At 63.7% G+C, this 25,431-nt stretch carries 19 protein-coding genes and 1 tRNA gene; 10 read left to right on the top strand and 10 right to left on the bottom strand.

Going from position 1 to position 25,431, the window contains the following annotated elements; genetic code table 11:
- Positions 1-160: 160 nt before the first annotated feature.
- Entirely contained in the window at positions 161-871 is a 711-nt protein-coding gene (locus tag O9K64_RS20720; RefSeq protein ID WP_275100016.1) for a class I SAM-dependent methyltransferase, read from the bottom strand.
- A gap of 262 nt (positions 872-1,133) precedes the next feature.
- On the opposite strand from O9K64_RS20720, the gene O9K64_RS20715 reads away from it, so the two are divergent.
- The 4 genes from O9K64_RS20715 to O9K64_RS20700 all read left to right on the top strand — a co-directional run bounded on the left by O9K64_RS20715 (position 1,134) and on the right by O9K64_RS20700 (position 8,636).
- Entirely contained in the window at positions 1,134-2,894 is a 1,761-nt protein-coding gene (locus O9K64_RS20715) for a chloride channel protein (RefSeq protein WP_275100015.1), read from the top strand.
- 146 nt (positions 2,895-3,040) lie between these two features.
- Positions 3,041-3,697: a hypothetical protein gene (locus O9K64_RS20710; protein ID WP_335342332.1), complete on the top strand. Its 657-nt coding sequence runs from the start codon at positions 3,041-3,043 to the stop codon at positions 3,695-3,697.
- Between the two features lie 153 nt (positions 3,698-3,850).
- Positions 3,851-4,195, top strand: coding sequence for a PilZ domain-containing protein (locus O9K64_RS20705; protein ID WP_275100014.1), 345 nt, complete (start codon positions 3,851-3,853; stop codon positions 4,193-4,195).
- Between the two features lie 577 nt (positions 4,196-4,772).
- The gene (locus tag O9K64_RS20700; protein ID WP_275100013.1) at positions 4,773-8,636 is read left to right on the top strand and encodes a DUF3683 domain-containing protein; all 3,864 of its coding nucleotides are present in this window, start codon (positions 4,773-4,775) and stop codon (positions 8,634-8,636) included.
- Between the two features lie 289 nt (positions 8,637-8,925).
- On the opposite strand, the gene O9K64_RS20695 is transcribed toward O9K64_RS20700, so the two are convergent.
- Genes O9K64_RS20695 through O9K64_RS20685 form a run of 3 tightly spaced genes read right to left on the bottom strand, consistent with a single transcriptional unit; the run spans position 8,926 to position 11,080 of the window.
- On the bottom strand, positions 8,926-9,588 hold the full coding sequence (locus tag O9K64_RS20695; protein WP_275100012.1) for a hypothetical protein: 663 nt from the start codon (positions 9,586-9,588) through the stop codon (positions 8,926-8,928).
- A 5-nt stretch (positions 9,589-9,593) separates the two neighbouring features.
- On the bottom strand, positions 9,594-10,697 hold the full coding sequence (locus tag O9K64_RS20690; protein ID WP_275100011.1) for an AI-2E family transporter: 1,104 nt from the start codon (positions 10,695-10,697) through the stop codon (positions 9,594-9,596).
- Entirely contained in the window at positions 10,697-11,080 is a 384-nt protein-coding gene (locus tag O9K64_RS20685; protein WP_275100009.1) for a hypothetical protein, read from the bottom strand. Before O9K64_RS20685 ends, O9K64_RS20690 begins: the two co-directional genes overlap by 1 nt.
- 466 nt (positions 11,081-11,546) lie before the next feature.
- Here O9K64_RS20685 and O9K64_RS20680 point away from each other — a divergent pair, with 466 nt between their 5' ends.
- Positions 11,547-12,746 carry a TraB/GumN family protein gene (locus tag O9K64_RS20680; protein WP_275100008.1) on the top strand — a complete coding sequence of 400 codons (1,200 nt, stop codon included), beginning with the start codon at positions 11,547-11,549 and terminating at the stop codon, positions 12,744-12,746.
- Between the two features lie 118 nt (positions 12,747-12,864).
- Here O9K64_RS20680 and O9K64_RS20675 read toward each other — a convergent pair whose 3' ends face one another.
- Both O9K64_RS20675 and O9K64_RS20670 read right to left on the bottom strand, forming a co-directional pair.
- Positions 12,865-16,083, bottom strand: coding sequence for an efflux RND transporter permease subunit (locus O9K64_RS20675; protein WP_275100007.1), 3,219 nt, complete (start codon positions 16,081-16,083; stop codon positions 12,865-12,867).
- The gene (locus O9K64_RS20670; RefSeq protein WP_275100006.1) at positions 16,076-17,140 is read right to left on the bottom strand and encodes an efflux RND transporter periplasmic adaptor subunit; all 1,065 of its coding nucleotides are present in this window, start codon (positions 17,138-17,140) and stop codon (positions 16,076-16,078) included. Before O9K64_RS20670 ends, O9K64_RS20675 begins: the two co-directional genes overlap by 8 nt.
- A gap of 465 nt (positions 17,141-17,605) precedes the next feature.
- On the opposite strand from O9K64_RS20670, the gene O9K64_RS20665 reads away from it, so the two are divergent.
- Positions 17,606-18,577 carry a hypothetical protein gene (locus O9K64_RS20665; RefSeq protein WP_275100005.1) on the top strand — a complete coding sequence of 324 codons (972 nt, stop codon included), beginning with the start codon at positions 17,606-17,608 and terminating at the stop codon, positions 18,575-18,577.
- A gap of 112 nt (positions 18,578-18,689) precedes the next feature.
- Here O9K64_RS20665 and crp read toward each other — a convergent pair whose 3' ends face one another.
- Positions 18,690-19,343, bottom strand: coding sequence for a cAMP-activated global transcriptional regulator CRP (gene crp / locus O9K64_RS20660; RefSeq protein ID WP_275100004.1), 654 nt, complete (start codon positions 19,341-19,343; stop codon positions 18,690-18,692).
- Positions 19,344-19,459: 116 nt separating this feature from the next.
- Between crp and O9K64_RS20655 the strand changes: the two genes are divergently transcribed.
- A complete protein-coding gene (locus tag O9K64_RS20655) occupies positions 19,460-19,876 on the top strand; it encodes an OsmC family protein (RefSeq protein ID WP_275100003.1) in 417 nt (138 codons plus the stop codon).
- A 275-nt stretch (positions 19,877-20,151) separates the two neighbouring features.
- Here the strand turns inward: O9K64_RS20655 and nspC are convergent, their stop codons facing one another.
- The 3 genes from nspC to O9K64_RS20640 form a co-directional block, all read right to left on the bottom strand.
- A complete protein-coding gene (gene nspC, locus O9K64_RS20650) occupies positions 20,152-21,282 on the bottom strand; it encodes a carboxynorspermidine decarboxylase (protein ID WP_275100002.1) in 1,131 nt (376 codons plus the stop codon).
- An 18-nt stretch (positions 21,283-21,300) separates the two neighbouring features.
- Positions 21,301-22,515, bottom strand: a complete 1,215-nt coding sequence (locus O9K64_RS20645) for a saccharopine dehydrogenase family protein (protein WP_275100001.1) — start codon at positions 22,513-22,515, stop codon at positions 21,301-21,303.
- A gap of 313 nt (positions 22,516-22,828) precedes the next feature.
- Positions 22,829-24,025 (bottom strand): (Fe-S)-binding protein, encoded by a 1,197-nt coding sequence (locus O9K64_RS20640; protein ID WP_275100000.1) that lies wholly within the window; start codon positions 24,023-24,025, stop codon positions 22,829-22,831.
- A 412-nt stretch (positions 24,026-24,437) separates the two neighbouring features.
- Between O9K64_RS20640 and rplM the strand changes: the two genes are divergently transcribed.
- The 3 genes from rplM (at position 24,438) to O9K64_RS20625 (ending at position 25,414) form a co-directional block, all read left to right on the top strand.
- A complete protein-coding gene (rplM, locus tag O9K64_RS20635) occupies positions 24,438-24,866 on the top strand; it encodes a 50S ribosomal protein L13 (RefSeq protein WP_260294370.1) in 429 nt (142 codons plus the stop codon).
- 42 nt (positions 24,867-24,908) lie between these two features.
- Positions 24,909-25,301, top strand: a complete 393-nt coding sequence (gene rpsI / locus O9K64_RS20630; RefSeq protein ID WP_260294371.1) for a 30S ribosomal protein S9 — start codon at positions 24,909-24,911, stop codon at positions 25,299-25,301.
- A gap of 39 nt (positions 25,302-25,340) precedes the next feature.
- Positions 25,341-25,414, top strand: a tRNA-Gln gene (locus O9K64_RS20625).
- The last annotated feature ends 17 nt before the right edge of the window (positions 25,415-25,431 follow it).

The raw sequence follows: 25,431 nt of genomic DNA, 5'->3' as shown, positions 1-25,431 counted from the left end.
GACCCCTCCGCCGGCGTTACGCTTTTTGGCAAGGGAGCGGCCATTGCCTGCAAAGCGTGCCTTGCCGGCATGGCCCAGTGACGCCCTCGCTACTACGAAGTTATTCTTGTGCGAGCCCTTAGTGGCATTTGTAGCCTGGATGGAACCCGCCCCGTGGCATCTACACCGGCTTTTGCAGCAGATCGACCCGGGAGGGCTTGAGGAAGTGGGCGCCGTCCTCCCCCATGTGGCGGTTGAAGGCGTCACGGATTCGTCCGTAGAGGGCGTCGTCGATCCGGTGCTGGGTATGGGTGACGCGGATCATCCGCTGGTCAAACTCGGCGAAGTCCTGGTAGTGGCCGGGGGCGTTGAAGAAGATCTGCTGCACCAGGGCCAGCTCGCCCTGCTCCACGCTGTGTCGAATTGCCTCGAAAGCGGCCTCGCGCACCGTTTTTTCATCATGGAACAGGCGCAGGATGTCGTTGAATTCACCGGCATAGACCGGCTCGGAGATGTAGGCCAGGCCGCCGGGGCGGAGCACCCGGGCGATCTCGGACAGCGCCTGGCCCATCAGCGGCAGCGGCACATGGTGCAGCGATTTCAGCATCAGCACCACGTCGACGCTGTTGTCCTCCAGGTCGATCGCCTCCGCCCCGCCGGCGTGAAACGAGACGCCGGGGAGGTCATCGATCAGCAGGTTTTTCGCCTGCTGGATGATGTCGACCTCCGTGGCGATGATCTGGCGGGGGTGGAAGCGTTCGGCCAGCTGGCGGGTCATCCAGGCGCGTCCGCAGCCCAGTTCCAGGAGCCGCTTGTCCTGGATCGGCAGATGTTGCTGAATTATCTCCAGCTCTGTGGCAACCTGATATTTTTCCGGGGCGTTGATCTGCATGCTGCTGTTCCTGTTCGGGGTTATCCGGCGGGACCAAGGACCCGCCGGATAGCCGCATTGAATTCGGCGACTATGTTGAAGTCGGATAAGGGCTCGCGCAAGAATAATTTCGCAGTACCGAGGGCGTAACTGGACCCCGCTGGCAAGGCACGCTTTGCAGGCAATGGCCGTTCCCTTGGCAAAAAGCGTAACGCCGCCAGCGGGGTCCAGTGGCGACCGAATACCGAAACTTATTTTTGCGCGAGCCCTAGGCTATAACACAATGATAAAAAACAATCTGAGGCAACAGCTCCACCGCTGGGGTGGCGATCGGCTGGAACGGATGCGCCTGCACCTGTCACGCCATGACGCCCTGCTGCAACTCTCCCTGCTGGGTCTGCTGACCGGCCTGCTCGCCGGTGCCGTGATTGTGCTGTTTCGCCTGGTGGTGGAACAGACCCAGGCGGGGTTTCTGGCCGATGGCCTTGCCGAGAACTACGAGGCGCTCTCCCCCTGGCTGCGTTTCCTGCTGCCGGTCGCCGGCGCGCTGATCATCGCCCTGTTCTTTCAGCGCTACGCCAAGGGGGAGACCGTACTGGGCGTGACCTGTGTGATGGAGCGGATGGCCTATCACCAGGGCTATCTCACGTTGCGCAGCTTTGTCCTGCAGTTTGTCGGCGCGGCCGTCGCCATCATCAGCGGTCATTCGGTCGGCCGCGAGGGGCCGCACATCCTGCTCGGGGCGGCTGCCGGCAGCCTGCTGGGGCAGCACCTCTCGCTGCCGAACAACACCATCCGCACGCTGCTGGGTTGCGGCACCGCGGCCGGCATCGCCGCCTCGTTCAATACCCCGCTGGCGGGGGTGATCTTTGCCCTGGAAGTGGTGATGATGGAGTACTCGCTGGCCAGCTTCATCCCGGTGATCCTGGCGGCGGTGACGGCCACCGGGATCTCCATTGCCGTGTTCGGCAACGCCCCGGCGTTTCAGATACCGCCGTTGACCCTGCCGTCACTGGCGGAGATCCCTGTGGTGCTGCTGCTCGGACTGCTGGTCGGCGGGTTGTCGGCGCTGTTCATCCAGTTGATGCAGACGACCACGGAACGGGTGGCCCGGGTGCCGTTCTGGCGGCGCATGCTGGTGGCCGGTCTGCTGATGGGGGTTGGTGGCTATCTGGTGCCCCAGTCCATGGGGATCGGCTACGACACGGTCAACAGCGCCCTGCTGGGCGAGTTGGGTATCGCCCTGCTGGCGGCGATCCTGTTGGTCAAGGTGCTGGCCAGCGTGGCCTGCCTGGGGCTGGGGGTGCCCGGCGGCAATATCGGGCCGCTGCTGTTCCTGGGCGGTTGCCTGGGCAGCCTCACCGGCCAGATCGCCACCCAGGTGTTTCACCACGACACGCTGGATGTCGGCTTCTACGCCCTGCTCGGCATGGGGGCGATGATGGGCGCCACGCTGCAGGCGCCGCTGGCCGCGCTCACCGCCATGATGGAGCTGACCCATTCACCCCAGACCATCATGCCGGGCATGCTGGTGATCGTGGTGGCGGGACTGACCGTCAGTGAACTGTTCCGCAAGCCATCGCTTTTTCTAACCCTTCTGCGGGCCAATGGCCTGGATTATGATACCAATCCGGTGATGCTGGCGTTGCGTCGGGCCGGTGTCGCCAGTGTCATGCACAGACGGTTCGCCCGCCCCGAGCGGCGGCTCAGCCGCGACCAGGCCGAGCGCCTGCTGCGGGACGCGCCGGAGTGGCTGCTGATCCATGGGGAGGCGGGGCCGGTGAGCCTGATGCCGGCGCTGGACCTGGTGCGTTACCTGAAGACGGAGGCGGAGCCAGACGCGCCCGAGATCGACCTGCTGGCGATCCCGGCACAGCGCAGCGAGGTGGCGCCCATCTATCTCCAGGCGACCCTGCAGGAGGCGCTGACTCTGCTCGACAGCGGGGCCGAGGCGCTCTACGTCGAACGTATGACGGCGCCGGGCATCCGCCACATTTACGGGGTGTTGACCCGGGAGCAGGTGGAGTCGGCCTATAAAATATGATGGCCGGCCTTGGATGGCCGCGCAGCTATGGAAAATGTCCGGTCGCCTGGCGCAACAGCGCCCGGCGGCGCACCTGTCGGGGATGCAGGGGATGATCGGTCAGGATGACCAAACCGGGTAATGGTGGAATGGGGGCGGGGTGACGCGTGTTGAATCTCACTGGGGAACAGATCGTAATCATGTGTGCCGTCTGGGCGCTGTATGGCCTGCTGCACTCGTTCACCGCCTCGCTGTGGCTGAAGCAGCGGGTGGCGCGGCGCTGGCCCGAACACATGCCGCTCTACCGGCTGGGGTTCAACCTGCTGGCGGTGATCTCGCTGATCCCGCCGCTGCTGCTGATCTACCGTTGGCACGGCGACTTTCTGTGGCGCTGGACGGGTCCGGGCTGGTGGCTGGCCAACGGGCTGGCGCTGGCGGCCGTCGGCGGCTTCGCCTGGTCGCTGCGTTACTACGACGGCGCGGAGTTTCTCGGTCTGCGCCAGTGGCGCGAGCGCGAGCGGCGGGTCGAGGATCAGGAGCGTTTCTATATCTCGCCGCTGCACCGGTTCGTGCGTCACCCCTGGTACTTCCTGGCGCTGGTGATGGTCTGGACCCGCGACATGGATGGCGTGTTCCTGCTCTCCAGCCTGCTGATCAGCGGCTATTTCATCCTCGGCTCACGGCTTGAGGAGCGCAAGCTGCTGGTCTATCACGGGGAGCGCTATCGCCGCTACCGGGAGCGGGTGCCGGGGCTGTTGCCACTGCCCTGGCGCTATCTTTCGGCGCGCCAGGCGGAGGCATTGATGCGTGAGGGCGGCGGGTAAAAAAAGCGCTCCGTCCCTTCAGTATCCGGAAAACCGGTCGACCCATAGGGATAGTGTGTTTTTCCATCGATATGGTATGGTTTTTCGATCGTACCGGCCTGGCCGGGAGAGTGATTCCAGGGGACTTGAATAACAATTCGACAGGGGTGAGCAATGCAGGACTATGCAGAGAAGCGGGACTTTTATCGCATGGCGGTGGACTGTGCGGCGCGTTATCGGGTGGCGGGTGATGCTGCCGTGCAGAACGCCACGGTCAAGGATCTCAGCGCCGGCGGGCTGCAGTTGCGGATCGGGCGGGAACTGGCCGCCGGGGCGACGCTGAATGTGGAGATCCAGCCCGGCAAGGCCATCACCCCGCCGCTGCACGCGGTGGTGAAGGTGATTCGCTGCGCTCCGATCGAAGCGGGGGTCGAAGAGGAGCCGGGCGGGGGATTTTTGGTCGCCTGCAGTATCGAACGGATGCTGTCGGTGGACGAGGTGGGGCTCGAATTCCCCTGATCCACCTTGCAGGCCCACCTTGGTAGCTGCATCCCGGACCATTCGTAGGGGCAACCCCCATGGTTGCCCGAGGCGGGTTGGCGTCGGAACCGGGCAGGCCCCGTGCCTGCCTGATAAAAAGGATCTTTACTCTCGCAAAGACGCTAAGCACGCCAAGAAAAACCCTTCTTTTCTTTAACCTTTGCGTAACTACTCACCCGGTCTGAAAGCGATCGGCCTGCCTTGCTGGCCTCACACCATAGCTGGACCAGGATCGGTCAACAAGGCAGGCCAATCACCCCGTGAGTAGTTACACCTTTGCGCCTTTGGCGCCTTGGCGAGAGTCCATCCGCCATCATTACATTTCGAGGCGCTCGACTGCCGTTTCCGTACCGGGGATGGCGCCGGGCTGTACACCTCACTGGTAATGACTTACCTTGCAATTTCAATGGTTTCCCCGGGCGATTCCGCATGCAAGACCTACTGTTTCAGTCCGGATTGGGATAAAATACGCCACTCTCCCTGTATTAATACGCCTTGGGCGTACATAAGCAGCTGATATCACAAGTAACGCCTCCTGCCGAGTTATTTAGATCCTATGGCCGATCCTGCAATCGAACCCCAGCGTATCCGCGAGATACCCTACAACTACACCTCGTTTTCCGATCGGGAGATCGTCATCCGGTTCCTCGGCGGGGAGATGTGGCAGGTGATCGAGAAGTTGCGCGGCAGCCGCCGGACCGGCCGCTCCGCGCGCATGCTCTACGAGGTGCTGGGGGACATGTGGGTGGTGGTGCGCAATCCCTATCTGCAGGACGACCTGCTGATGGATGCGGCGCGCCGCGGCGCCCTGATCGATGCCCTCAAGCACCGGCTGGACCAGTTCGAGGCCCGCACCAACGGCAACGCGGACGCCATCCGCCTGCTCGACGCCGCGCGGGTGGCGGTGGAGAAGTTCTCCGCCTGCTTCCAGCATAACCAGGAGCTGCGCCGCCGGGTAAGCCGGGCACTGGCCAGGATCACCCGCCGCGACAACGTCGACTTTGGCGGCCTGGCGCGGGTCTCCCACGCCACCGACGCCACCGACTGGCGTGTCGAGGTGCCATTCGTGGTGATCTGCCCGGACCGGGAGGAGGAGGTGGCACCGATCGTCCGCGCCTGTATCGACAGCGGCCTGACCATCATCCCGCGCGGCGGCGGTACCGGCTATACCGGATCGGCCGTACCCCTGGATCCCTACTGCGCGGTAATCAACACCGAAAAGCTGGAACAACTGGGCTCCGTTGAATACAGGGAACTGCCGGGAGTTGAGGGTAAGGTCCCGACGGTCGAGGCGGGCGCCGGGGTGGTGACCAAGCGGGTCTCCGACCTGGCCGCCGGGCACGGCCTCGCCTTTGCCGTGGATCCGACTTCCCAGAACGCCTCCACCATCGGCGGCAACATTGCCATGAATGCCGGCGGCAAGAAGGCGGTGCTCTGGGGCACCACCCTGGACAACCTCGTCTCCTGGCGCATGGTGATGCCGGACGGCAACTGGCTGGAGGTGGAGCGGCTGGACCACAACCTGGGCAAGATCCACGAGCAGGAGCGGGTCAGCTTCCGCATCACCCGCTACCTGGCGGACGGCAAGCGCCCGCTTGGCGAGCCGGAGATCCTGGCGATGCCGGGTGCCAGCTTCCGCAAGGCGGGTCTGGGCAAGGATGTCACCGACAAGTTCCTCTCCGGCCTGCCCGGGGCGCAGAAGGAGGGCTGCGACGGTCTGATCACCTCGGCGCGCTTCATCCTGCACCGCATGCCGGACCATGTGCGCACGGTCTGCATGGAATTCTTCGGCTCTGACCTCTCCAGGGCGGTGCCGGCCATTATCGAGATCCGCGACCGCATCGCCGCCACCGAGGGGGTGGAGATGGTGGGACTGGAGCACCTGGACGAGCGCTATATCAAGGCGGTCAAGTACAGCACCAAGGCGCCGCGCCGCGAGCGGCCGAAGATGGTGCTGATCACCGACCTGGTGTCGGACGACGAGACGGCGGTGGCCCAGGCCGCCTCCGAGGTGGTGCGTCTGGTGAACGCCCGCGAGGGCGAGGGCTTCATCGCCGTCAGCCCCGAGGCGCGGCGCCGCTTCTGGCTCGACCGCAGCCGTACCGCCGCCATCTCCGCCCATACCAACGCCTTCAAGGTGAACGAGGACGTGGTGATCCCGCTGGAGCGGCTGGCGGAGTACAGCCGCGGCATCGAACAGATCAATATCGAGCAGTCGATCAGCAACAAGCTGCAGATTATGCGCGCGGTGCTGGCCTATCTGCGCGGCCGCATGCCGGAGCTGCGGCTGCCGGAGGAGTACGAGGAGTCGGAGGAGAGCCGCGCCATCCTTCAGGCCAAGCGGGACGCCGCCTGCGAGGTGGTGGACACGGCCGAGCAGCGCTGGCGGCAGATACTGGACCACCTGGAGGCCCCGGCGGAGGCGCATCGCGTACTGCTGCGGGAGCGGGAGCTGGAAAAACTGCGGCCCGGTGACAGCCTGCTGGACATGATGCTGCGGCGCGACCTGGTGCAGAACTACCGCAAGGAGGTGATGACACGGCTGAACGAGATCTTTGCCGGCCAGGAGATGCTGGCGGTGCAGGAGCGGCTCAACGCCATCCATGCCGAGATCCGCGATGCGCGCCTGTTCGTTGCCCTGCACATGCACGCCGGCGACGGCAACGTGCACACCAACATCCCGGTGCACTCGCACAACTACGAGATGCTGCACGAGTCCGAGCGCATGGTGGAGCGCATAATGGCGCTGGCCAAGTCCCTGGACGGGGTGATCTCCGGCGAGCACGGCATCGGCCTGACCAAGATCCGCTTCATGGAGGAGGAGAAGCTGCGCGACTTCGTCGCCTACAAGGAGCGGGTGGACCCCGAACGCCATTTCAACCGCGGCAAGCTGATGCCCGGCTCCAACCTGGACGGCGCCTACACCCCGTCGTTGCGCCTGGTCCAGCAGGAGGCGATCATCCTTGAGGCGAGCGAGCTGGGCGAGCTCAACGACGACATCAAGCACTGCCTGCGCTGCGGCAAGTGCAAGCCGGTCTGCATGACCCACGTGCCGCGCGCCAACCTGCTCTATTCGCCGCGCAACAAGATCCTCGGTACCGGCCTGATCATCGAGGCGTTCCTCTACGAGGAGCAGACCCGGCGCGGCATCTCGCTACGCCATTTCGAGGAGATGAACGACGTGGCGGACCACTGCACCATCTGCCACAAGTGCCTCAACCCCTGCCCGGTCAATATCGACTTCGGAGAGGTCACCGTGCGCATGCGCAAGATCCTCACCGAGCAGGGCAAGAAACGGCGCAATCTCGGCACCTGGGCGGCCATGTCGTTCCTCAACACCACCGACCCGCGTACCATCCGCAGCCTGCGCAAGGGCATGCTGGAGTGGGGCTTCAAGGGGCTGGCACTGGGCCACGCGCTGTTCCGGCGCGCCGGCCTGCTGGGGCGTGGCCGGCAGATCCCGGCCGCCACCACCGGCCGCCCGGAGCCCAAGGCGCTGGCGGTGGAGCTGGTGCGCCGGCCGATCCGGGTGGAGCTGCCGAAGAAGACCACCCGCGCCCTGCTGGGTATCGAGGAGAGCGGCATGATCCCGATCTTTCGCGACCCGGCCAAGCTGAGCGACGAGTCGGATGCCATTTTCTACTTCCCCGGCTGCGGCTCCGAGCGGCTGTTCAGCGACGTCGGCCTGGCCACCATCGCCATGCTCTACGAGCTGGGCAACGAGGTGGTGCTGCCGCCCGGCTATCTCTGCTGCGGCTATCCCCAGACCGCCGCCGGTCAGCACGCCAAGGGGCTGGAGATCACCACCGGCAACCGGGTGCTGTTCCACCGCGTCGCCAACACCCTCAACTACATGGACATCAAGACGGTCATCGTCTCCTGCGGCACCTGTATCGATCAGCTGATGAAGTACGAGTTTGAGAAGATCTTCCCCGGCTGCCGGCTGCTGGATATCCACGAATACCTGATGGAGAAGGGGGTGGTGCTGGCGCACGGCGACGCCACCCAGTATCTCTATCACGATCCCTGCCACAGCCCGATGAAGCAGTACAACCCCACCGAGGTGGCGTCGAAGCTGATGGACAAGAAGGTGCTGTTGTCCGACCGCTGCTGCGGCGAGGCCGGCACCCTGGGGACGGCGCGCCCGGATATCGCCAGCCAGCTGCGTTATCGCAAGGTGGAGGAGCTGGAGCAAGGGATCAAGGCGCTGAGCGGCGGCGAGCGGGCGGTCAACGGCAATGTGAAGATGCTCACCTCCTGCCCCGCCTGTACCCAGGGGCTGAACCGCTTCAAGGACGAGACCGGCCTGGAGGTCTCCTACATCGTCGAGGAGCTGGCCCGCGACCGGCTGGGCGAGAACTGGCAGCAGACCTTCGTCGAGCGGGTGATGCAGGGGGGCATCGAGCGGGTGTTGCTGTGAGACCGGTCGCCCACCGGCGTCCGTCGGGGCAGGCCCCTGTGCCTACCCGGCTTGGCCATCACACCGACCTGCGGGCAACCACGGGGGGTTGCCCCTACGATTTGGACGGGGGTTGCCCCTACGTTTTGGGCAGGAGGGGGATCTCCGTAGGGGCAGGCCCCTGTGCCTGCCCGGCTTTGACCATCACACCGCGACCTGCGGGCAACCACGGGGGGTTGCCCCTACGATTTTGACGGGGGTTGCCCCTACAATTTGTACGGGGGGTGCCCCTACGATTGACAGGCCCCGGTCAATTGTCCCGCTGCAGCGATAGCTCCAGCAGTCGGGCCCGGGCTTCGTCGGGAACGTCCGGGGTTTCATCCAACAGGCTCTTTCCCGCCTCCGCCAGCGCTTCCAGTTGGGCCGGGTCGAACAGGGAGCGGGCCGCCCGTAGCGCCTCCGGCGAGGCGGAGAGCAGGCTCGGCAGCAGTTCCTGCTCGCTGATCACCGAATCCGGATCCAGCAGGTCGGCCACCAGTGGGTAGGCCAGCAGGGCGTAATGGGTGGCGCGCGCGGCCTCCTCGTCGGCCAGTTCCTGCAGCGCCAGCGGATCGCTGCCCGCGCCCTTGCGTACCGCCTGCATCACCACCGCCACCAGCTTCTCGACCCCCTGCTGGATCTCGTGCTGGTCGTCCGCCATGCGGGCCGCCTGCTCATAGGTCTGGTCCAGCCGCTCCTTGATGGCGAGGATGCGCTCGCTCCCGGCGTTTTCGGGCAGCTGGGTCGCCTCGTGGACCAGGGCGCGGAAGCCGCTGATGAACTCCACCAACTCCTCATGATCCAGGCGCTGGGCCTGTTCCAGTTGGGCCGGGGTGATGGTGCGCTGCGGCTCCGGGAACAGCGGGTTGTGCTGTTTGCGCAGCAGGTGGCGTTCGCGTTTGCCGGGGAAGGTGCTGAATCTGAGTGATGACATAGCTGCTACTCGTCGGGCTCTGGTTTCTGGGGCAGCCGCCAGCGCAGCAGGCCCCCCGGTTTCGGTTGGTCAGGCTCATCCTCGACCTCGGGGCCGAGCAGGATCGCCAGCCAGCGGGTGTCGTCGTTGCTGTCCAGGGCGATCTTGATGGTCATGGTCAGGGGCACGGAGAGGAACATGCCGACGGTCCCCAGGACCCAGCCCCAGAACACCAGGGAGAGGAACACCACCAGACTGGAGAGCCCCAGTCCCTTGCCCATGAAGCGCGGCTCGATCACGTTGCCCACCAGATTGTTGGCCAGCAGATAACCGAGCGCCGCCCAGGCGGTGCCGCCCGGCCCCAGCTGCACCAGTGCCAGCAGCAGGGCGGGAATGGCGGCGATAATGGAGCCGATATTGGGCACGAAATTGAGGAAGAAGGCGATCACCCCCCACAGCACCGGGTAGTCCACCCCGACCACCAATAGCCAGAGGTAGATGATGGCGCCGGTGAGCAGGCTGGTGGCGGTCTTGATCACCATGTAGCGCTTGATGTTGTCGAGGAACTGGTCGAAGTGGGGGACCGACTGCTCCGGGTTGGCGAGGATGCGGTGCAGTTTGCCCGGGAAGCTGGAGGCCTCCAGCAGGATGAATACCACCGTGAGCAGGATCAGGAAGGTGTTGGTCAGCAGCCCGCCCAGGCTGCTCAGCCCCTGTGCCGCCATGGACATCGCCCTGGCCGGGTCGAGCAGCTTGGAGAAGGTCTGTTCCGGCAGTGGCACCCCCAGTCCCGACAACCACTGCAGTGCGGCGCCGGTCAGTACCTTGAGCTTGGCCTGATAGACGGGCAGCTGGGAGGAGAAGTCGTCCACCGCGGCGCCCACCAGCACCCCCAGTAACAGGCCGCTGGAGGCGATCGCCAGGATCACCAGGATGATGGCGATCACCGACGGCACCCGGTAGGCGCGCAGAAAGAACAGCGCCGGGGCGGCGATGATGGCGATAAACCCGGAGAGCAGGAACGGCACCAGGATGCCCTGGGCCTCGCGCATCCCGGCCACCACGATGACGAAGGCCGCCGTAATCAGCAGCACGCGCCCGCCGTTGGCCGGTCGGTGGGTTTTCGCCATCAGCGGTACTCGGGGATCGGGTTGATGCGGAACCAGGTTTCGGCCTCGGGGTCGTACTCCCAGAGCTGCTGGTCATGGACGGTCTTTTCCACCTGGCGGTCATCGAAAATGAAGCCGATGACGGCGGTCTGGGTCGCCTGGTTTTCCGACACCAGATCCGGCAGCCGGATCACCTTGTAGTCGGTGACCCTGACATTGCCCAGATTGGTCGGGACCGGGGTCTGGGCGGCAATGTCCTTGCGCAGGAAGTTGTACGCCTGTCCCGGATAGCCCCAACGCACGGTCGACTGGTAGGCCTTCAGCCGGTCCTGCAGCGTCTCCTCCTTTTTATCCTGCATCAGGTTTAGGGTCTTGCATCCCGTCAGCAAGATCAGGATTGCCATAAGCCCAACGGTTCTGAGGACGGTTCCGGTCATTCTTCGCTCCTTAATTCAGTGCCGGCAGTGTAACCCGGATCAGTGAAAAATTGTACGCAGGCGGTGTTAGGGCCGCGGAAAAAATAAATCATTCCATCTCGCTTCGCCCTCGGCCCGCTCACGGCGTTGTGCAAAGGGTTGCATAGGCCAGCTTTGCGCCCCTTTGCACGCCTTGTGAGCAGACCGATTGCTGTGCGATCTTGGGATGATTTATTTTCACCGCGACCCTTATACACCGATTCGTTTTCGCCTGATGCGAACGGGTGGGCGCTATGTGGCTGCAAAGGGTCGGCGTCGGGCCGGCCTCAATGGCGAAATGATCACCCGATTGGCGGCCCGCTCGGCCGCCGGCGATCCCGCTGCCCCGGCTGATCGGGAAAGACAAAGCGGGGTTGAACAGATATGATGCACCGCCTAGAAAGGAGCCAGATTGATGTCAGAAAGCGTGGAACAGGAGCCTCTGTTCGAGGTCCGGATCGGCAACAGCCAAGTCACTTTGCTGGGGACCGCCCACGTCTCGCGCGCCAGTGCGGACAAGGTCAGGGAGCTGCTCGACAGCGGCACCTATGACGCGGTGGCGGTGGAGCTCTGCCCCAGTCGCTACCATGCCATCCTCGATCCCGATGCCCTTGCCCGCATGGACCTGTTCAAGGTGGTGCGGGAAGGCAAGGTCAGCATGGTGGCGGCCAACCTGGCCCTGGGCGCCTATCAGCAGCGCCTGGCCGAGCAGTTTGACATCGAGCCGGGGGCGGAACAGTTGGCGGCGATCCGCCATGCCCAGGCGCATCACAAGCCGGTGCTGCTGATCGACCGCGAGATCGGCGTGACCCTGCGACGGGTGCTGCACAACGTGCCCTGGTGGAAGCGCTTCGGCCTGTTTGCCGGCCTGCTGGGCAGCCTGATCTCCCGGGACGAGGTGAGCGAGGCGGATATCGAGGGGCTGAAAGAGGGTGATGTGCTGGAACACACATTTGCCGAGTTCGCCGAGGACCGCAAGGACCTGTTCACGCCGCTGATCGATGAACGGGACCGCTACATGGCGGCACGACTGCTGCAGGAGTTGCAGGAGCAGTCCCCGGAACGGGTGCTGGCGGTGGTTGGTGCCGGCCACCTGAAGGGTATCCGCGCCTACCTGGATAGCGGCATGGAGCGGCCGGCCCGGGTGATCGAGAAGCTGGATCACCTGCCCACCCCCAGCCGCTGGCCGCGGCTGATCCCCTGGCTGATCGTGGCGCTGGTGATCAGCGGCTTCGTCATTGGCTTCCTGCGCAGCCCGGAGCTGGGCTGGCAGCTGGTGATGGACTGGGTGCTGATCAATGGCGCGCTGTCGGCGCTGGGTGCGCTGATCGCCACGGGACATCCCCTGACCATCCTCACCGCGTTTGTTGCGGCGCCGATCACCTCGCTCAATCCCACGGTTGGGGCCGGCATGGTGACCGCGGCGGCGGAACTCTATCTGCGCAAACCGCAGGTGGGGGATTTTTCCCGTCTCAAGCACGATACCACCCAGGTGCGCGGCTGGTGGCGCAACCGGGTCTCCCGTACCCTGCTGGTGTTTCTGTTCAGCACCCTGGGCTCGGCCGTCGGCACCTATGTGGCCGGTTTCCGCATCTTCGACCGGCTGGTGGGATGAATAGACACAGGCGTTAAGGGGTCTGACCCCTTAACGACCCCTTAACGAACGCGACCCCGGCTATTCTCAGGGCCGGGCAGGCACGGGGGCCTGCCCCTACGGCAGGAAAGAAACCGCTTTACCCGCTGGTAATCCGCTCGATCCGGTTCTGCATCGCCGCGTAGTAGACCACCGGGATCACCACCAGGGTCAACAGGGTGGAGACCAGCAGCCCGAAGATCAGGGAGACCGCCAGGCCGCTGAAGATCGGATCATCCAGGATGAAGAAGGCCCCGGCCATCGCCGCCAGGGCGGTGAGGATGATCGGTTTGGCCCGCACCACCGCCGACAGTACCACCGCCTCGCTCAGCGCCATCCCTTCCCGTACCTGCTGATTGATGAAGTCCACCAGCAGGATGGAGTTGCGCACGATGATCCCGGCCAGGGCGATCATGCCGATCATCGAGGTGGCGGTGAACTGGCGATCCAGCAGGGCGTGGCCCGGCAGTATGCCGATCAGGGTCAGCGGTATCGGGGCCATGATCACCAGCGGGACCAGGTAGGAGCGGAACTGGGCCACCACCAGCAGATAGATCAGCAGCAGGCCCACCGAGTAGGCGATGCCCATGTCGCGGAAGGTCTCATAGGTGATCTGCCACTCGCCGTCCCACTTCAGGCTGTACTCGTAGGGGTTCTGCGGCTGGCTGAGGAACCACTGCTCCAGCCCATCCGCGTTCTTCAGCCGCTCGGCGATGGCGAACAGTCCATACAGCGGGCTGTCGGTCACGCCGGCCATGTCCCCGGTCACATAGACCACCGGCAACAGATCCTTGTGCTGGATGGCGTGGGCACGCCGGCCCTGCAGCGGGGTGACGATTTCCGACAGGGGGATCCAGTTACCCGCTGCCCCCTGGAGTCGCAAGGTCAGCAACTGGGTGATGTCGGTTTTGTCTCCGGGGTGGAGTTCGACCCGGATCGGCACGGCATATTTGAGATTCTCGCCGTGCAGGTAACTGACGTCCTCACCGGTCAGCAGCATCCCCAGGGTGCGGGTGATCTCCGCCTGGGCAACGCCGAGCCGGGCCGCCTTGACACGGTCCACCTGCAGGATGATCTTCTCCGAGGGGTACTCCACCGAGTCGTCCACATCGATCACATCGGGCGTGGTCTCAAACAGCTCACGCAGTGCCTTGGCCTCGCGGATCTGTCCGTCATAGTCGATGCCGTAGACCTCGGCCACCAGGGGGGCCTGAACCGGCGGCCCGGGGGGCAGTTCCACGATCTTGGCGTTGCCGTCGAAGCGGCGGGCGATCGCCTGCAGCGGGTCGCGCACCGCCAGGGCCACCTCGTGGCTCTTGCGCTCACGCAATCCCTTGTCCACCAGGTTGACCTGGATGTCCCCCAGGTGGGCGCCGCGGCGCAGGTAATACTGCCGCACCAGGCCGTTGAAACTGATCGGCGCGGAGGTGCCGGCATAGACCTGGTAGTCGGTCACTTCCGGCACGCCGCCGAGATAGCGCCCCATGCTGTCGAGCACCTGGGCGGTCCGCTCCAGGCTGGTGCCCTCCGGCATGTCGAGCATCACCTGGAACTCCGATTTGTTGTCGAACGGCAGCATCTTCAGCACCACCGCCTGGTTCGCCACCAGGGCAAACGAGCCGGCGATCAGCACCAGCACCGACGCCAGCAGCAGCCAGCGCATCGCCCGTCCCCGGCCACCGGCGAGGAACGGCGGCATGATGCGGTTGAAGACCCGCTGCATCAGCGGGTTGGCCGGGCCGCCCGCCGGCGGTTGGTGATCCTGGTGGCTGGAGCGGCCCAGTATCTTGTGGGTGAGCCAGGGGGTGAAGATGAAGGCCACTGCCAGGGAGATCAGCATGCCGAGGCTGGCGTTGATCGGGATCGGGCTCATGTAGGGCCCCATCAGCCCGGTGACGAAGGCCATCGGCAGCAGCGCCGCGATCACCGTGAAGGTGGCCAGGATGGTGGGCCCGCCCACCTCGTCCACGGCGGCGGGGATTGCCTGCAACAGGTTGCGGCTGCCCATCGCCAGGTGGCGATGGATGTTCTCCACCACCACGATGGCGTCGTCCACCAGGATGCCGATGGAGAAGATCAGGGCAAACAGGGATACCCGGTTGAGGGTGAAGCCCCAGGCCCAGGAGGCGAACAGGGTAATGGCCAGGGTCACCACCACGGCCGCGCCGACAATCAGGGATTCACGCCAGCCCAGGGCAATCAGCACCAGTAGCACCACCGAGAGGGTGGCGAAGATCAGCTTGCTGATCAGCTGTTTCGCCTTGGTGTCGGCGGTCTCGCCGTAATTGCGCGTGACGGTGGCCTTGATGTCGCTGGGGATGAAGGTGCCCTTCAGCTGGTCGAAGCGCTGGATCACCGCGTTGGCGATATCCACCGCGTTGGTGCCGGGCTTCTTGGCAATGGCGATGGTGACCGCCGGGGCGGTGCCCTCCAGGGTCAACTGCTTGGCGGCCGCGCCGGGGCCGGCGCCCAGCCAGACGTACTGGTCCGGTGTGTCCGGGCCCTGGCGGATCTCGGCCACGTCGCGCAGGAATACCGGCCGGCCGGCATGGCTGGCCACCACCAGGTCACCGACCTCCTCGCTGTGGGTGAGGAAGCTGCCGGCCTGCACCAGGATCTCCCGGTTGTCGCGGGTGATGGTCAGGTCATCGCGCACGCTGTTGCCCGCCTGCAGGCTCTGGCGCAACTGGTTGAGGTCGATGCGGTAGCCGGCCAGGGCCTCCGGGTCGAGCCGCACGCTCACCAACCGGGTGGGCGCGCCGATGGTGTAGATATCCCGGGTCCCCGGCACCCGTTTCAGTTCCGCCTCGATGGCATGGGCCACCTGACCCAGCTCATAGGCGCCGGTTTGCGGGTCGTCCGAGCGCAGCGTCAGGGTGACGATGGGCACATCGTCGATCCCCTTGGGTTTGATGATCGGCTGCCCCACCTCCAGGTTGGGCGGCAGCCAGTCCTGGTTGGAGAAGACCTTGTTGTAGAGGCGCACGATGGCGTCGGTGCGATCCACCCCCACCTGGTACTGCAGGGTGAGCGTGGCCATGCCCGGACTGGAGACGGAGTAGATATGCTTGATCTCCTCGATCTCCGAGAGCACCTGTTCGGCCGGGGTGGCCACCAGGTTTTCGATCTCCGTGGCGCTGGCGCCGGGAAACGGGATGAATACGTTGGCAAAGGTGACGTTGATCTGCGGCTCCTCCTCCCGCGGGGTCACCAGGATGGCGAACAGCCCCAGCAGCAGCCCCACCAGGGCCAGCAGGGGGGTGATCTCGGTGGAGAGGAAGCGCTCGGCAATGCGGCCCGAGATACCCAGCCTACTCATCGGCCGGTCCCGTGGCCGGGGGATGCCCGGGCGGCTGCAGTTTCAGCCGGCTCCCCGCCTCGACCGGGTCGAGGGCTACCCGTTCGCCCTCTTCCAGGCCGGAGAGCACCGCGATCATGTCGCCGTTGCGTTTATGGCCGGTCTGGATATGGCGCAGCGAGAGTCGCTGCGCCTCATCCACCACATAGACCGCGGTCACTTCACTGCGGTAGACCACGCTGGCGGCGGGGATCAGCAGCTGCTGCATGGTGCCGATCTCGAAACGGGTCTTCACCAGCATGCCGGGGAACAGACCCGCTACGCCGGTGGGGAGCTGCAGTCGCACCCGGAAGGTGCCGCTGGCCGGATCGGCAAACGGGAAGACGGTGAGGTCGGTGGACTCCACCGCGCTGCCATCCGGCAGCAGTACCCGCGCCCGGGCCTGCTCGCGGATGCTCGGGATCAGGCTCTGAGGGACATCGACCGAGACCCGCAGCTGCTCCAGTGAGATGCCGCTGATCAGTCGTTGACCCGGCGCGGCGGTCTCGCCGGTCTCGATCAGGCGTTCGGTGACGATGCCGGCATAGGGGGCGCGGATGCGGGTATATTCCAGCTGTTCCCTGGCCTGGTCCAGGGCGGCGCTGGCGGCCTCCTGGCGGGCGCGGGACGCCTGCAGGTTGGCGGTCGCCTTGTCCATCGCCGACTGCGCCACCAGCTTGCGCTGGAAGATCTCCCGGGTCCGCTCATAATCCCGGCTGGCCTCCTGCACGACCGCATTGGCGGCCCGCAGGTCGGCCTCGGCCTGCTCCAGCCGGGCGCGCTGCTCGGTATCCTTGAGGCGGATGATCACCGCCCCCTGTTCGACAAAGTCATCCACGTCCACCCGGATCTCCACCACCTGGCCGCTGGTCTGGGCCGAGATGGTGGACTGGTTGGTCGCCTCGACCACCCCGTCCAGCCGGTATTCGCGCGGGATGTCGGTCAGTCGGGCGCTGCCGGTGGCCAGGGTTTCCGCGGCCGGCAGCGGGGAGAAGGGGGCGGTGACAAGCAGTAATAGAGTGAGACTGAAATGTCGCATCCGGGATCCGTTTTTCTTCATCTGGTTAGCGGTCCATAGAGTAAGTTACTGGGCCTATAAATTCAGTTGATTTAAGTTGTATTTTAACGGCTTATGGTGTTGGCCCTGGCTGCTTTTATCCTACCGCGACTGCTCCCGTCGGGATAGGGATTCGTCAAATCGATTTGGTCGCCGGCAGCCACAGAGGCTGCTGGGGTGGGGATAGAGGCTGTTCCCCGCCGGGTGCTGGGGTGGTGGCGCCGCTTCGATGGCTTGTGCTAGCCTTAGGGCTCGCGCAAAAATAAGTTTCGGTATTCGGTCGCAACTGGACCCCGCTGGCTGCGTTACGCTTTTTGCCAAGGGAACGGCCATTGCCTGCAAAGCGTGCCTTGCCAGCGTGGCCCAGTTACGCCCTCGGTACTGCGAAATTATTCTTGAGCGAGCCCTTAACCGGTCCTTTTCCCGCTATCGGTAACAACCAGAACAATGGCTACTCCGAATTATCGACTCGTATTCAGCGGCAAATTGCGCAAGGGATTCAAACACCATGAGGTGCAGCAATCGCTTGCCCAGTTGCTCAAGATTCCCCTGGATCAAGCGGGTCATCTGATCCAGGGGAGCCGCTTCAGGATCAATAAGACGCTGGAGAAGTCGAAGGCGGAGCGGCTGCTGGAGAAGGTCAGGGCGCGCGGTGCCGAATGTTCCATCGAACCCAGCGGCCCCCTCGCCAAGCTGGGGGAGGCGAAACCGTCCGGGCGGGCGTCCGGCAGCACCGCAGCATCCGCCCAGCCGGACCCGGTCGCACCCCCGGAGGTATCCCCTGAGGCGTCCCCTGAGGCCTCCCGGGTGCCGGGCCGACCTGAACTGGCCGCGGATGACGAGCGCACCCGTCCCCTCTCCACGGTCAGTCCCGAAGCGGCCGATGAGGATATCGTACTGGCAACCCCGGCAATCAGGCGCTCCGCCTACAAATCGGACGATGACTCGGAGAATGTCGGCACTTTTTTTCAACGGAGCACCACGGTCGAGACCCACGACAGGGCATTCCGGGAGAAGCGCCTGCGTCTGGTCCTGCTCGCCGGTCTGCTCGGCGTGGCCGCCGTCGCGGTGCTCTGGCTGATGTGGAATGAGTCGTCGGCGCCCGTCGCCACCGCGACGCCGGTTATCCCGGCCACTCCCGCCGACCTCCGACGGGCCGAGACCGGTCGCCGGCTGGAGCAGCTGAATCGCTCCATCAAGGTGTGGATGATTCAGTACGGTTCCGGATTCAATCCCGCCCAGGTGACCCTGGAGCGGTTGCAGCAGGATCTGGACATCGGCCAGCAGGAGATGCTGGATGGCTGGGGTACCGCGCTGCGGTTCGAACCGGAGCCCGGGAAGTATCGGGTGATCTCCGCGGGTCCGGACAAGAGCTTCGACACCCCCGATGATCTGAAACGGGAAACGGTGATGAAGTAATCAGGAAAAAATTTCAGTGGCGGATTGATTCGGACGGTGGGTAAGCGGGGCGTATGGGCCCATCGGTGGGATTTTGGCGCTCTTTGGGCGGTGTGCCCGGTGCGGTTGCCGGTCAGCGGGTCCCGAACACCACAATGGTCTTGCCTTTGACATAGACCAGGCCCTGCTCCTCCAGGGTTTTCAACACCCGGCCTGCCATCTCCCGGGAGCAGCCGACAATCCGGCCGATCTCCTGACGGGTGATGCGGATCTGCATGCCATCCGGGTGGGTCATGGCGTCGGGTTGTTTGCACAGCTCCAGCAGGGTGCCGGCGACCCGGCCGGTCACATCCAGAAACGCCAGGTGGCCGACCTTGCGGCTGGTATGGATCAGGCGCTGGGTCAGTTGGCCGCCCAGGGCGTAGAGTATATCCTTGGCAAGGTCACGCAGTTCGCCATCAAACAGCTGCTCCAGGCGTGCATAGCTGATCTCCGCCAGCATGCAGTCGGAGCGGGTGCGCACCAGCACGCTGCGATTCGATTGCGCGAGAAACAGCCCCATTTCGCCGATGAAGTCACCCTTATTGAGGTAGGTGAGGATGATCTCCTTCCCATCTTCATCTTCAATCAATATGGTGACGGAACCATCCACGATATAATAGAGAATATCGGCCCGATCGCCCGGATGAATGATATCCGTTTTCGCTGGATAGCGGCGTCGGTGACAGAACGACAGGAAGGGCTTCAGAAAAGCGGGTTCCTGTTCTGGTGGCTTGATAATGCTCATGGGCGACCTTTGGTTAAGGACTGGGAATGAAACGTTCCACCTAGGATTCTAGGTGAGCTCCTGCAGATTGTCGATGTATGCTAGTCTGCAAACCTTTATTAACTTGCGAGTATGTGATGAAAGCACGGGTAAAATGGGTCGAGCAGACCCTCATGGTGGGTGAGTCCGGAAGTGGGCATGCCGTGGTCATGGACGGCCCGCCGGATTTTGGCGGCAGGAACCTGGGCGTCCGGCCGATGGAGATGCTGCTGCTGGGGCTGGGGGGCTGTACCCAGTTCGATGTGGTGCATATCCTGCGCAAGGGACGAAACCAGGTGACCCTCTGCGAGGTGGAGCTGGAGGCCGAGCGCGCCGAAGCCGATCCCAAGGTGTTTACCAAGATCCATGTCCACTTCCGGCTGGCGGGGCCCGGCCTGACCGAAAAGGCCGTGGAACGGGCGGTCAAGCTGAGCGCGGAAAAGTACTGCTCGGCCTCGATCATGCTGGGGCAGGTGGTGGAGATCAGTCACGATTTTGAGCTGGTGGCGGAATAAGCTCCAGCATCCGCGTGGGCACAAACAGCGTGCCCACCCTACCAGGTTGAGCCCCGGCGCTACGGGTTACCGTTCCTCGTTCCCACGCTCTGAGACTGTGAAAGTATTCAGGCTGATCAACGCGGCAAAAAAATTGACCGCCTGAGAAGCCCGTAGAGAGGCGATCACCATCTCGGGAAGGGTTTGGGTACCCCCCTTTTCGCGTCATTTGGCAATTCTTTCACAGTCTCTCTGCGTGGGAATGCATACCCATCCGGGTAGGCACCGGGTGTAGTTCAGGAAAGCCGGTTTTTGAACTCCTGATAGCCGAAGGTGCGGACCATCCTCAATTCATCCTCGGCGGTCCAGATGGCCAGCGAAGGCAGATTGACGCCGTTGAACGTGGTGTTCTTGACGAAGGTGTAGTGGATCATGTCCTCCAGTATGATCTTGTCGCCCACCTGCAACGGCCGTTCGAAGGCGTAATCCCCGATCACATCGCCGGCCAGGCAGGTGTTGCCCCCCAGGCGATAGGTGTAGGGTTTTGTGCCCGGTTCGCCGGCGCCGCGGACCGCCGGCCGGTACGGCATCTCCAGCACATCCGGCATGTGCGCGGCGGCCGAGGCGTCGAGGATGGCGATATCCATGTTGTTGTGCACGATATCCAGCACCGAGGCGACCAGCGGCCCGGTCTGCCAGCCCACGGCGCCGCCCGGCTCCAGGTAGACTTCCACATCGTAGCGTTCGCGGAAATCGCGCACCAGGCGGATCAGCAGCTCCACGTCGTAACCCTGGCGGGTCATCAGGTGTCCGCCGCCGAAGTTGATCCACTTCATCTGCGGGATCCACTCGCCGAAGCGCTCCTCGAAGGCGATCAGGGTGCGTTCCAGGCTGTCGGCGCCACATTCGCAGAGGGCGTGGAAATGCAGCCCCTCGATCCCCTCCAGCGCCTCGGGCTGGAACTCCTCCAGGGTGACCCCCAGGCGCGAGGTGCGGCCGCAGGGGTTGTACATGTCCACGGCCACTTCCGCCACCTGAGGATTGACCCGGATGGCGCAGGAGACCCCGGCGGCCAGCGCCTGTTGCCCGAATCGCCGCCACTGGCTGAAGGAGTTGAAGGTGAGGTGGTGGGCCAGTTTCAGGATCTCCGGGAACTCGGCGTCACTGTAGGCGGGCGCATAGACATGCACCTCCTTGCCGAACTCCTCGGCGGCCAGCCGGGCCTCGTTCAGCGAGCTGGCGGTACAACCGTGCAGCACCTCGCGAATGATCGGGAAGGTGCTCCACATGGCGTAGCCCTTGAGCGCCAGGATGATCTTGCCACCCGACTCGCGCTGCACCCGCTCCATCAGGGCCAGGTTGGCGCGCAGCCGGTCCTCCTCCAGCACGTAGCAGGGGGTGGGGATGCGGGAGATGTCCAGTGTCATGATGCGGCCGGTCTATCCTTATTCGGGAAGGGCGTCGATATCGATATCGGTCTCGATATCGGTCCAGGGCAGGCCGTGGCTATTGAGCGCGGCCATGAACGGATCGGGATCGAACTGCTCCATGTTCCACACGCCCGGCTTCATCCACTCGCCGGTCAGCATCATCATGGCGCCGATCATTGCAGGTACCCCGGTGGTGTAGGAGACGCCCTGGGCGTTGGTCTCCCGGTAACACGCCTGGTGGTCGCAGATGTTGTAGACATAGCGCGACACCGGCTGGCCATCCTTGCTGCCCTTGACGATACAGCCGATGTTGGTCTTGCCGACGGTGCGCGGGCCTAGCGTGGCGGGGTCCGGCAGCAGCGCCTTGAGGAACTGGATCGGCACGATCTCGCGACCTTCGAACAGGATCGGCTCGATGGAGTCCAGGCCAATGTTGCGGAACACCTCCAGGTGTTTCAGGTAGGCGTCGCCGAAGGTCATCCAGAAGCGCATGCGCCTGACCCCGGGGATGTTCTGCGACAGGGACTCCATCTCCTCGTGATACAGCAGGTACATCTTCTTCGGTCCCACCTGCTCGAAGTCGAAGGTGTGGTGGATCTCCATCGGCTGGGTCTCCACCCAGACGCCGTTCTCGAAGTAGCGGCCGTTGGCGGTCACCTCGCGGATGTTGATCTCGGGATTGAAATTGGTGGCGAAGGCGTAGCCGTGGTCGCCGCCGTTGCAGTCGAGGATATCCACCGTGTCGATCTGGTCGAAGTGGTGTTTCAGCATATGGGCGCAGAAGACGTTGGTGACGCCGGGGTCGAAGCCGGAGCCGAGCAGCGCCATCAGTCCGGCCTGCTCGAAACGCTCGCGGTAGGCCCACTGCCACTTGTATTCGAACTTCGCCTCGTCCAGCGGCTCGTAATTGGCCGTGTCCAGATAATGCACCCCGGTCTCCAGGCAGGCGTCCATGATGGTCAGGTCCTGGTAGGGGAGCGCGACGTTGATCACCATGGCCGGGTTCACCTGTTTGATCAGGGTCACCAGCTCGGGGACGTTATCGGCGTCCACCTGTGCGGTGCGGATGGTTCGCCCGGTCTTCTCCGCCACTTCAGCGGCAATCTGATCACACTTGGACCGGGTGCGGCTGGCCAGGTGGATCTCGCTGAACACCTCGGCGACCTGGGCGCATTTGTGCGCCACGACACGGCCGACGCCGCCAGCTCCGATAATCAGTACAGTACTCATGCTATGTGCGTTCCTTGAAGTAGAAGGAGAAAACCAAACGCAGGGCGCTTCTTGTCACAGTTTAATGTCCAAGTATGACATTTCATATCGATCCTGCACGGCCGCGCAGGATCGGCTTGCGGGCGGTTCGTTCCCGGGCGCCAAGGGAGCGCAATGATAGCAGTTGAACGGGATTCAGTCATCAGCAGGGCCGATGGGCCAGGGGATTTTTGCTGCTTACTGAAAATCCGGATTTTCCTGGTGATTGCAGTGGCCGGTCGGCCTGTCCGGTCAAGCGCAGGGGGACATGAAAGGCAGCGCATCCGCCCGCGTGTCAGGTCTGTTCCGATCCCCTCTCCCGCAGGCTGATCTCGACCAGCTCGACTGGATGCACAGTGCGGATTTTGCGGCCTGCTTGCCGTAGTCCGCTGGCGAGCTGCAGGGCGCAGCCGCTGTTGCTGGTGGCCAGGAATTGCAGTTCCAGGTCCCGCAGCTGTTGGATCGCCCGCGCGCCCAAGGCATCGGACATCTCCGGCTGTTCCAGCAGATAGCTTCCCGCCGCCCCGCAGCACTGGATCTGGTCGAGGCGGATCAGCCGGATGCCGGGGATCCGCAATAACAGCCTTTCCGGTTCGTCTGCCAGTTTCAGCTGGTGTCTGAGGGTGCAGGGTGAATGCAGGCCGACCGCACTGTCCACGGGATTGAGTGCCATATCATACGGCCAGTGGCAGCGGTTAAGGAATTGGCTGATCTCAAACACCGGCACCGGAAGCGGCTGTCCGGCCAGTTGCGTGCCGCAGCCACTGGCCAGGTAGAGCACGGCATCCAGCTCTTTATCGGCGAAGGCCTTGTGGTTGATGGTGGCCATCGTTTCGGCCGTCCGCGGGTCGCCGGTGTGCTGATGCATGGCGCCGCAGCAGCCCTGGTCGTCGGGGACGACCACCTCAAAACCGAGTCGGGTCAGCACGGCAATGGCCGCATCCAGCGCCGTGCGGTCACTGATCCGTCCGGCACAACCGGTAAACAGCCCGACGCGTCCCTGGCGGGAGGTTGCTGCCGGATAGCAAGACCGCCAGCTACCGACCCGGGCCTGGTCCGGCAGCAGCCCGTCCAGGCGGCGAAAGCGCCGACCGCCCAAGGTGCGCAGCAGTGGGCGGATGCCGGTATGGCGGTAGAGCCATAACCCCAGGCGGCTCCAGCTCCGGTAGGGGAGATGGGTGATGAGGTGGTGCGCGAGCCGCTCCCCGCGGCTTTTTTGCCGGCTGGCGCGAATGCCGTCGATCAGTTGGCTGTAGTCGACGCCGGAGGGGCAGGCCGCCTGGCATGCGAGACAACTCAGACAGCGGTCAAGGTGCCGGTTGGCCCGTGCACTATCCAGCTGACCACCTGCAATACCCTGGATCAGCGAGATCCGGCCTCTGGGGGAGTCGCCTTCATCCCGGGTCAGGGTGTAGGTGGGGCAGTGGGGCAGACAGATGCCGCACTTGACGCAGCGGTCGGCCTCCTTGAGTAGTGTTTCTTCAGGGTTCACGGGCTTAAATGGCTGGTGTGCCTTCAAATCAGGTACGGGTGCGCTGGATTAGAGTGACATGGTGTAGTGGATAAACAGGGTAGCTGCCGATCCAGAGTGTCGTCGCCAGGGGGTGGGATGTCAATTTAAACAGCAGGGAGGAAAACTGTTGACATTAAAATAATAATATTGGAAGATATTAAAACTTTAAATGTTGATGCATTTTTAAGTACTCCATCCATCCTCCTTTGGTGGTTTATATTATTAAAAAGGCGTAGCCTCCCCTGCTACGCCTATTTTTTTGTCCAGAGATCGCCGTGAGTGGCTTTGGCTAAATATAGTTCAACTGGGCCTTGCCAGAGCGCGTGCGGTCCGGTAATATTCGCGCTCTTTTTTGAAGCGCTAGTATTGTTACTCCGCTGGAGCAAGTCAGATGACGACCGTAAGTGCAAAACCCGCAGAAGTGCGCCGCGACTGGTTCGTGGTCGACGCCACAAACAAGACCCTTGGCCGTCTCTCAACCGAGATAGCACGGCGTTTGCGCGGAAAGCATAAACCCGAATACACGCCGCACGTGGATACCGGCGACTACATCGTTGTGGTCAATGCCGAGAAGATTCGCGTAACCGGTAATAAACTGAAAGACAAGATGTATCATCATCACACCGGCTACATCGGCAACCTGAAATCCATCAGCCTGGAAAAGCTGCTGGACAAGGCGCCGGAGCGTGTGATCGAGACCGCAGTCAAGGGCATGCTGCCCAAGAATCCACTGGGTCGTGCGATGTTCAAGAAGCTCAAGGTCTTTGCCGGCCCCGAGCATGCACATCAGGCACAGCAGCCCCAGATGCTGGATATCTAAAATCCCGCTGGATATCTGAAATCCACCTAACGGAACAGAAACATGGCTCAAACCCAGAATTATGCAACCGGACGTCGTAAAAGCTCTGCTGCGCGCGTCTTCCTGACTACCGGCAGCGGCAACATCGTGGTCAACGGCCGTCCGCTGGACGAGTACTTTGGCCGTGAAACCGCCCGCATGGTGGTTCGCCAGCCGCTGCAAGTGGCCGACCTGCTGAAGAATGTGGATATCAAGGCCACGGTCAAAGGTGGCGGCACCACTGGCCAGGCCGGCGCCATCCGCCTCGGTATCGCCCGTGCGCTGTCCGAATACGATGAAGGGCTGCACAGCCCGATGCGTCGCGCCGGCTTCCTGACCCGCGATGCCCGCGAGGTGGAGCGCAAGAAGGTCGGTCTGCACAAGGCGCGCAAGCGTCCGCAGTACTCCAAGCGTTAACATGTCCCTGGCGCTGCCCTCCGGGTGGCTCCAGACATTTGGGGATTCGTCTAACGGCAGGACTACGGACTCTGACTCCGTCAGTGGAGGTTCGAATCCTCCATCCCCAGCCATATTGAAACGACCCGCT

Origin of the sequence: Sedimenticola hydrogenitrophicus (assembly GCF_029017505.1) — a bacterium.
Taxonomy (GTDB): Bacteria; Pseudomonadota; Gammaproteobacteria; order Chromatiales; family Chromatiaceae; genus Sedimenticola; species Sedimenticola hydrogenitrophicus_A.
Note: the sequence above shows the minus strand (reverse complement) of the source record. Positions and strands in the feature narration are given on the sequence as shown.

Excerpts from the sequence above, each read along its gene's own strand:
- O9K64_RS20720 (WP_275100016.1), bottom strand. The coding sequence starts at position 871 with ATGCAGATCAACGCCCCGGAAAAATATCAGGTTGCCACAGAGCTGGAG.
- O9K64_RS20715 (WP_275100015.1), top strand. The coding sequence starts at position 1,134 with ATGATAAAAAACAATCTGAGGCAACAGCTCCACCGCTGGGGTGGCGAT.
- O9K64_RS20705 (WP_275100014.1), top strand. The coding sequence starts at position 3,851 with ATGCAGGACTATGCAGAGAAGCGGGACTTTTATCGCATGGCGGTGGAC.
- O9K64_RS20700 (WP_275100013.1), top strand. The coding sequence starts at position 4,773 with ATGGCCGATCCTGCAATCGAACCCCAGCGTATCCGCGAGATACCCTAC.
- O9K64_RS20695 (WP_275100012.1), bottom strand. The coding sequence starts at position 9,588 with ATGTCATCACTCAGATTCAGCACCTTCCCCGGCAAACGCGAACGCCAC.
- O9K64_RS20690 (WP_275100011.1), bottom strand. The coding sequence starts at position 10,697 with ATGGCGAAAACCCACCGACCGGCCAACGGCGGGCGCGTGCTGCTGATT.
- O9K64_RS20685 (WP_275100009.1), bottom strand. The coding sequence starts at position 11,080 with ATGGCAATCCTGATCTTGCTGACGGGATGCAAGACCCTAAACCTGATG.
- O9K64_RS20680 (WP_275100008.1), top strand. The coding sequence starts at position 11,547 with ATGTCAGAAAGCGTGGAACAGGAGCCTCTGTTCGAGGTCCGGATCGGC.
- O9K64_RS20675 (WP_275100007.1), bottom strand. The coding sequence starts at position 16,083 with ATGAGTAGGCTGGGTATCTCGGGCCGCATTGCCGAGCGCTTCCTCTCC.
- O9K64_RS20670 (WP_275100006.1), bottom strand. The coding sequence starts at position 17,140 with ATGCGACATTTCAGTCTCACTCTATTACTGCTTGTCACCGCCCCCTTC.
- O9K64_RS20665 (WP_275100005.1), top strand. The coding sequence starts at position 17,606 with ATGGCTACTCCGAATTATCGACTCGTATTCAGCGGCAAATTGCGCAAG.
- crp (WP_275100004.1), bottom strand. The coding sequence starts at position 19,343 with ATGAGCATTATCAAGCCACCAGAACAGGAACCCGCTTTTCTGAAGCCC.
- O9K64_RS20655 (WP_275100003.1), top strand. The coding sequence starts at position 19,460 with ATGAAAGCACGGGTAAAATGGGTCGAGCAGACCCTCATGGTGGGTGAG.
- nspC (WP_275100002.1), bottom strand. The coding sequence starts at position 21,282 with ATGACACTGGACATCTCCCGCATCCCCACCCCCTGCTACGTGCTGGAG.
- O9K64_RS20645 (WP_275100001.1), bottom strand. The coding sequence starts at position 22,515 with ATGAGTACTGTACTGATTATCGGAGCTGGCGGCGTCGGCCGTGTCGTG.
- rplM (WP_260294370.1), top strand. The coding sequence starts at position 24,438 with ATGACGACCGTAAGTGCAAAACCCGCAGAAGTGCGCCGCGACTGGTTC.
- rpsI (WP_260294371.1), top strand. The coding sequence starts at position 24,909 with ATGGCTCAAACCCAGAATTATGCAACCGGACGTCGTAAAAGCTCTGCT.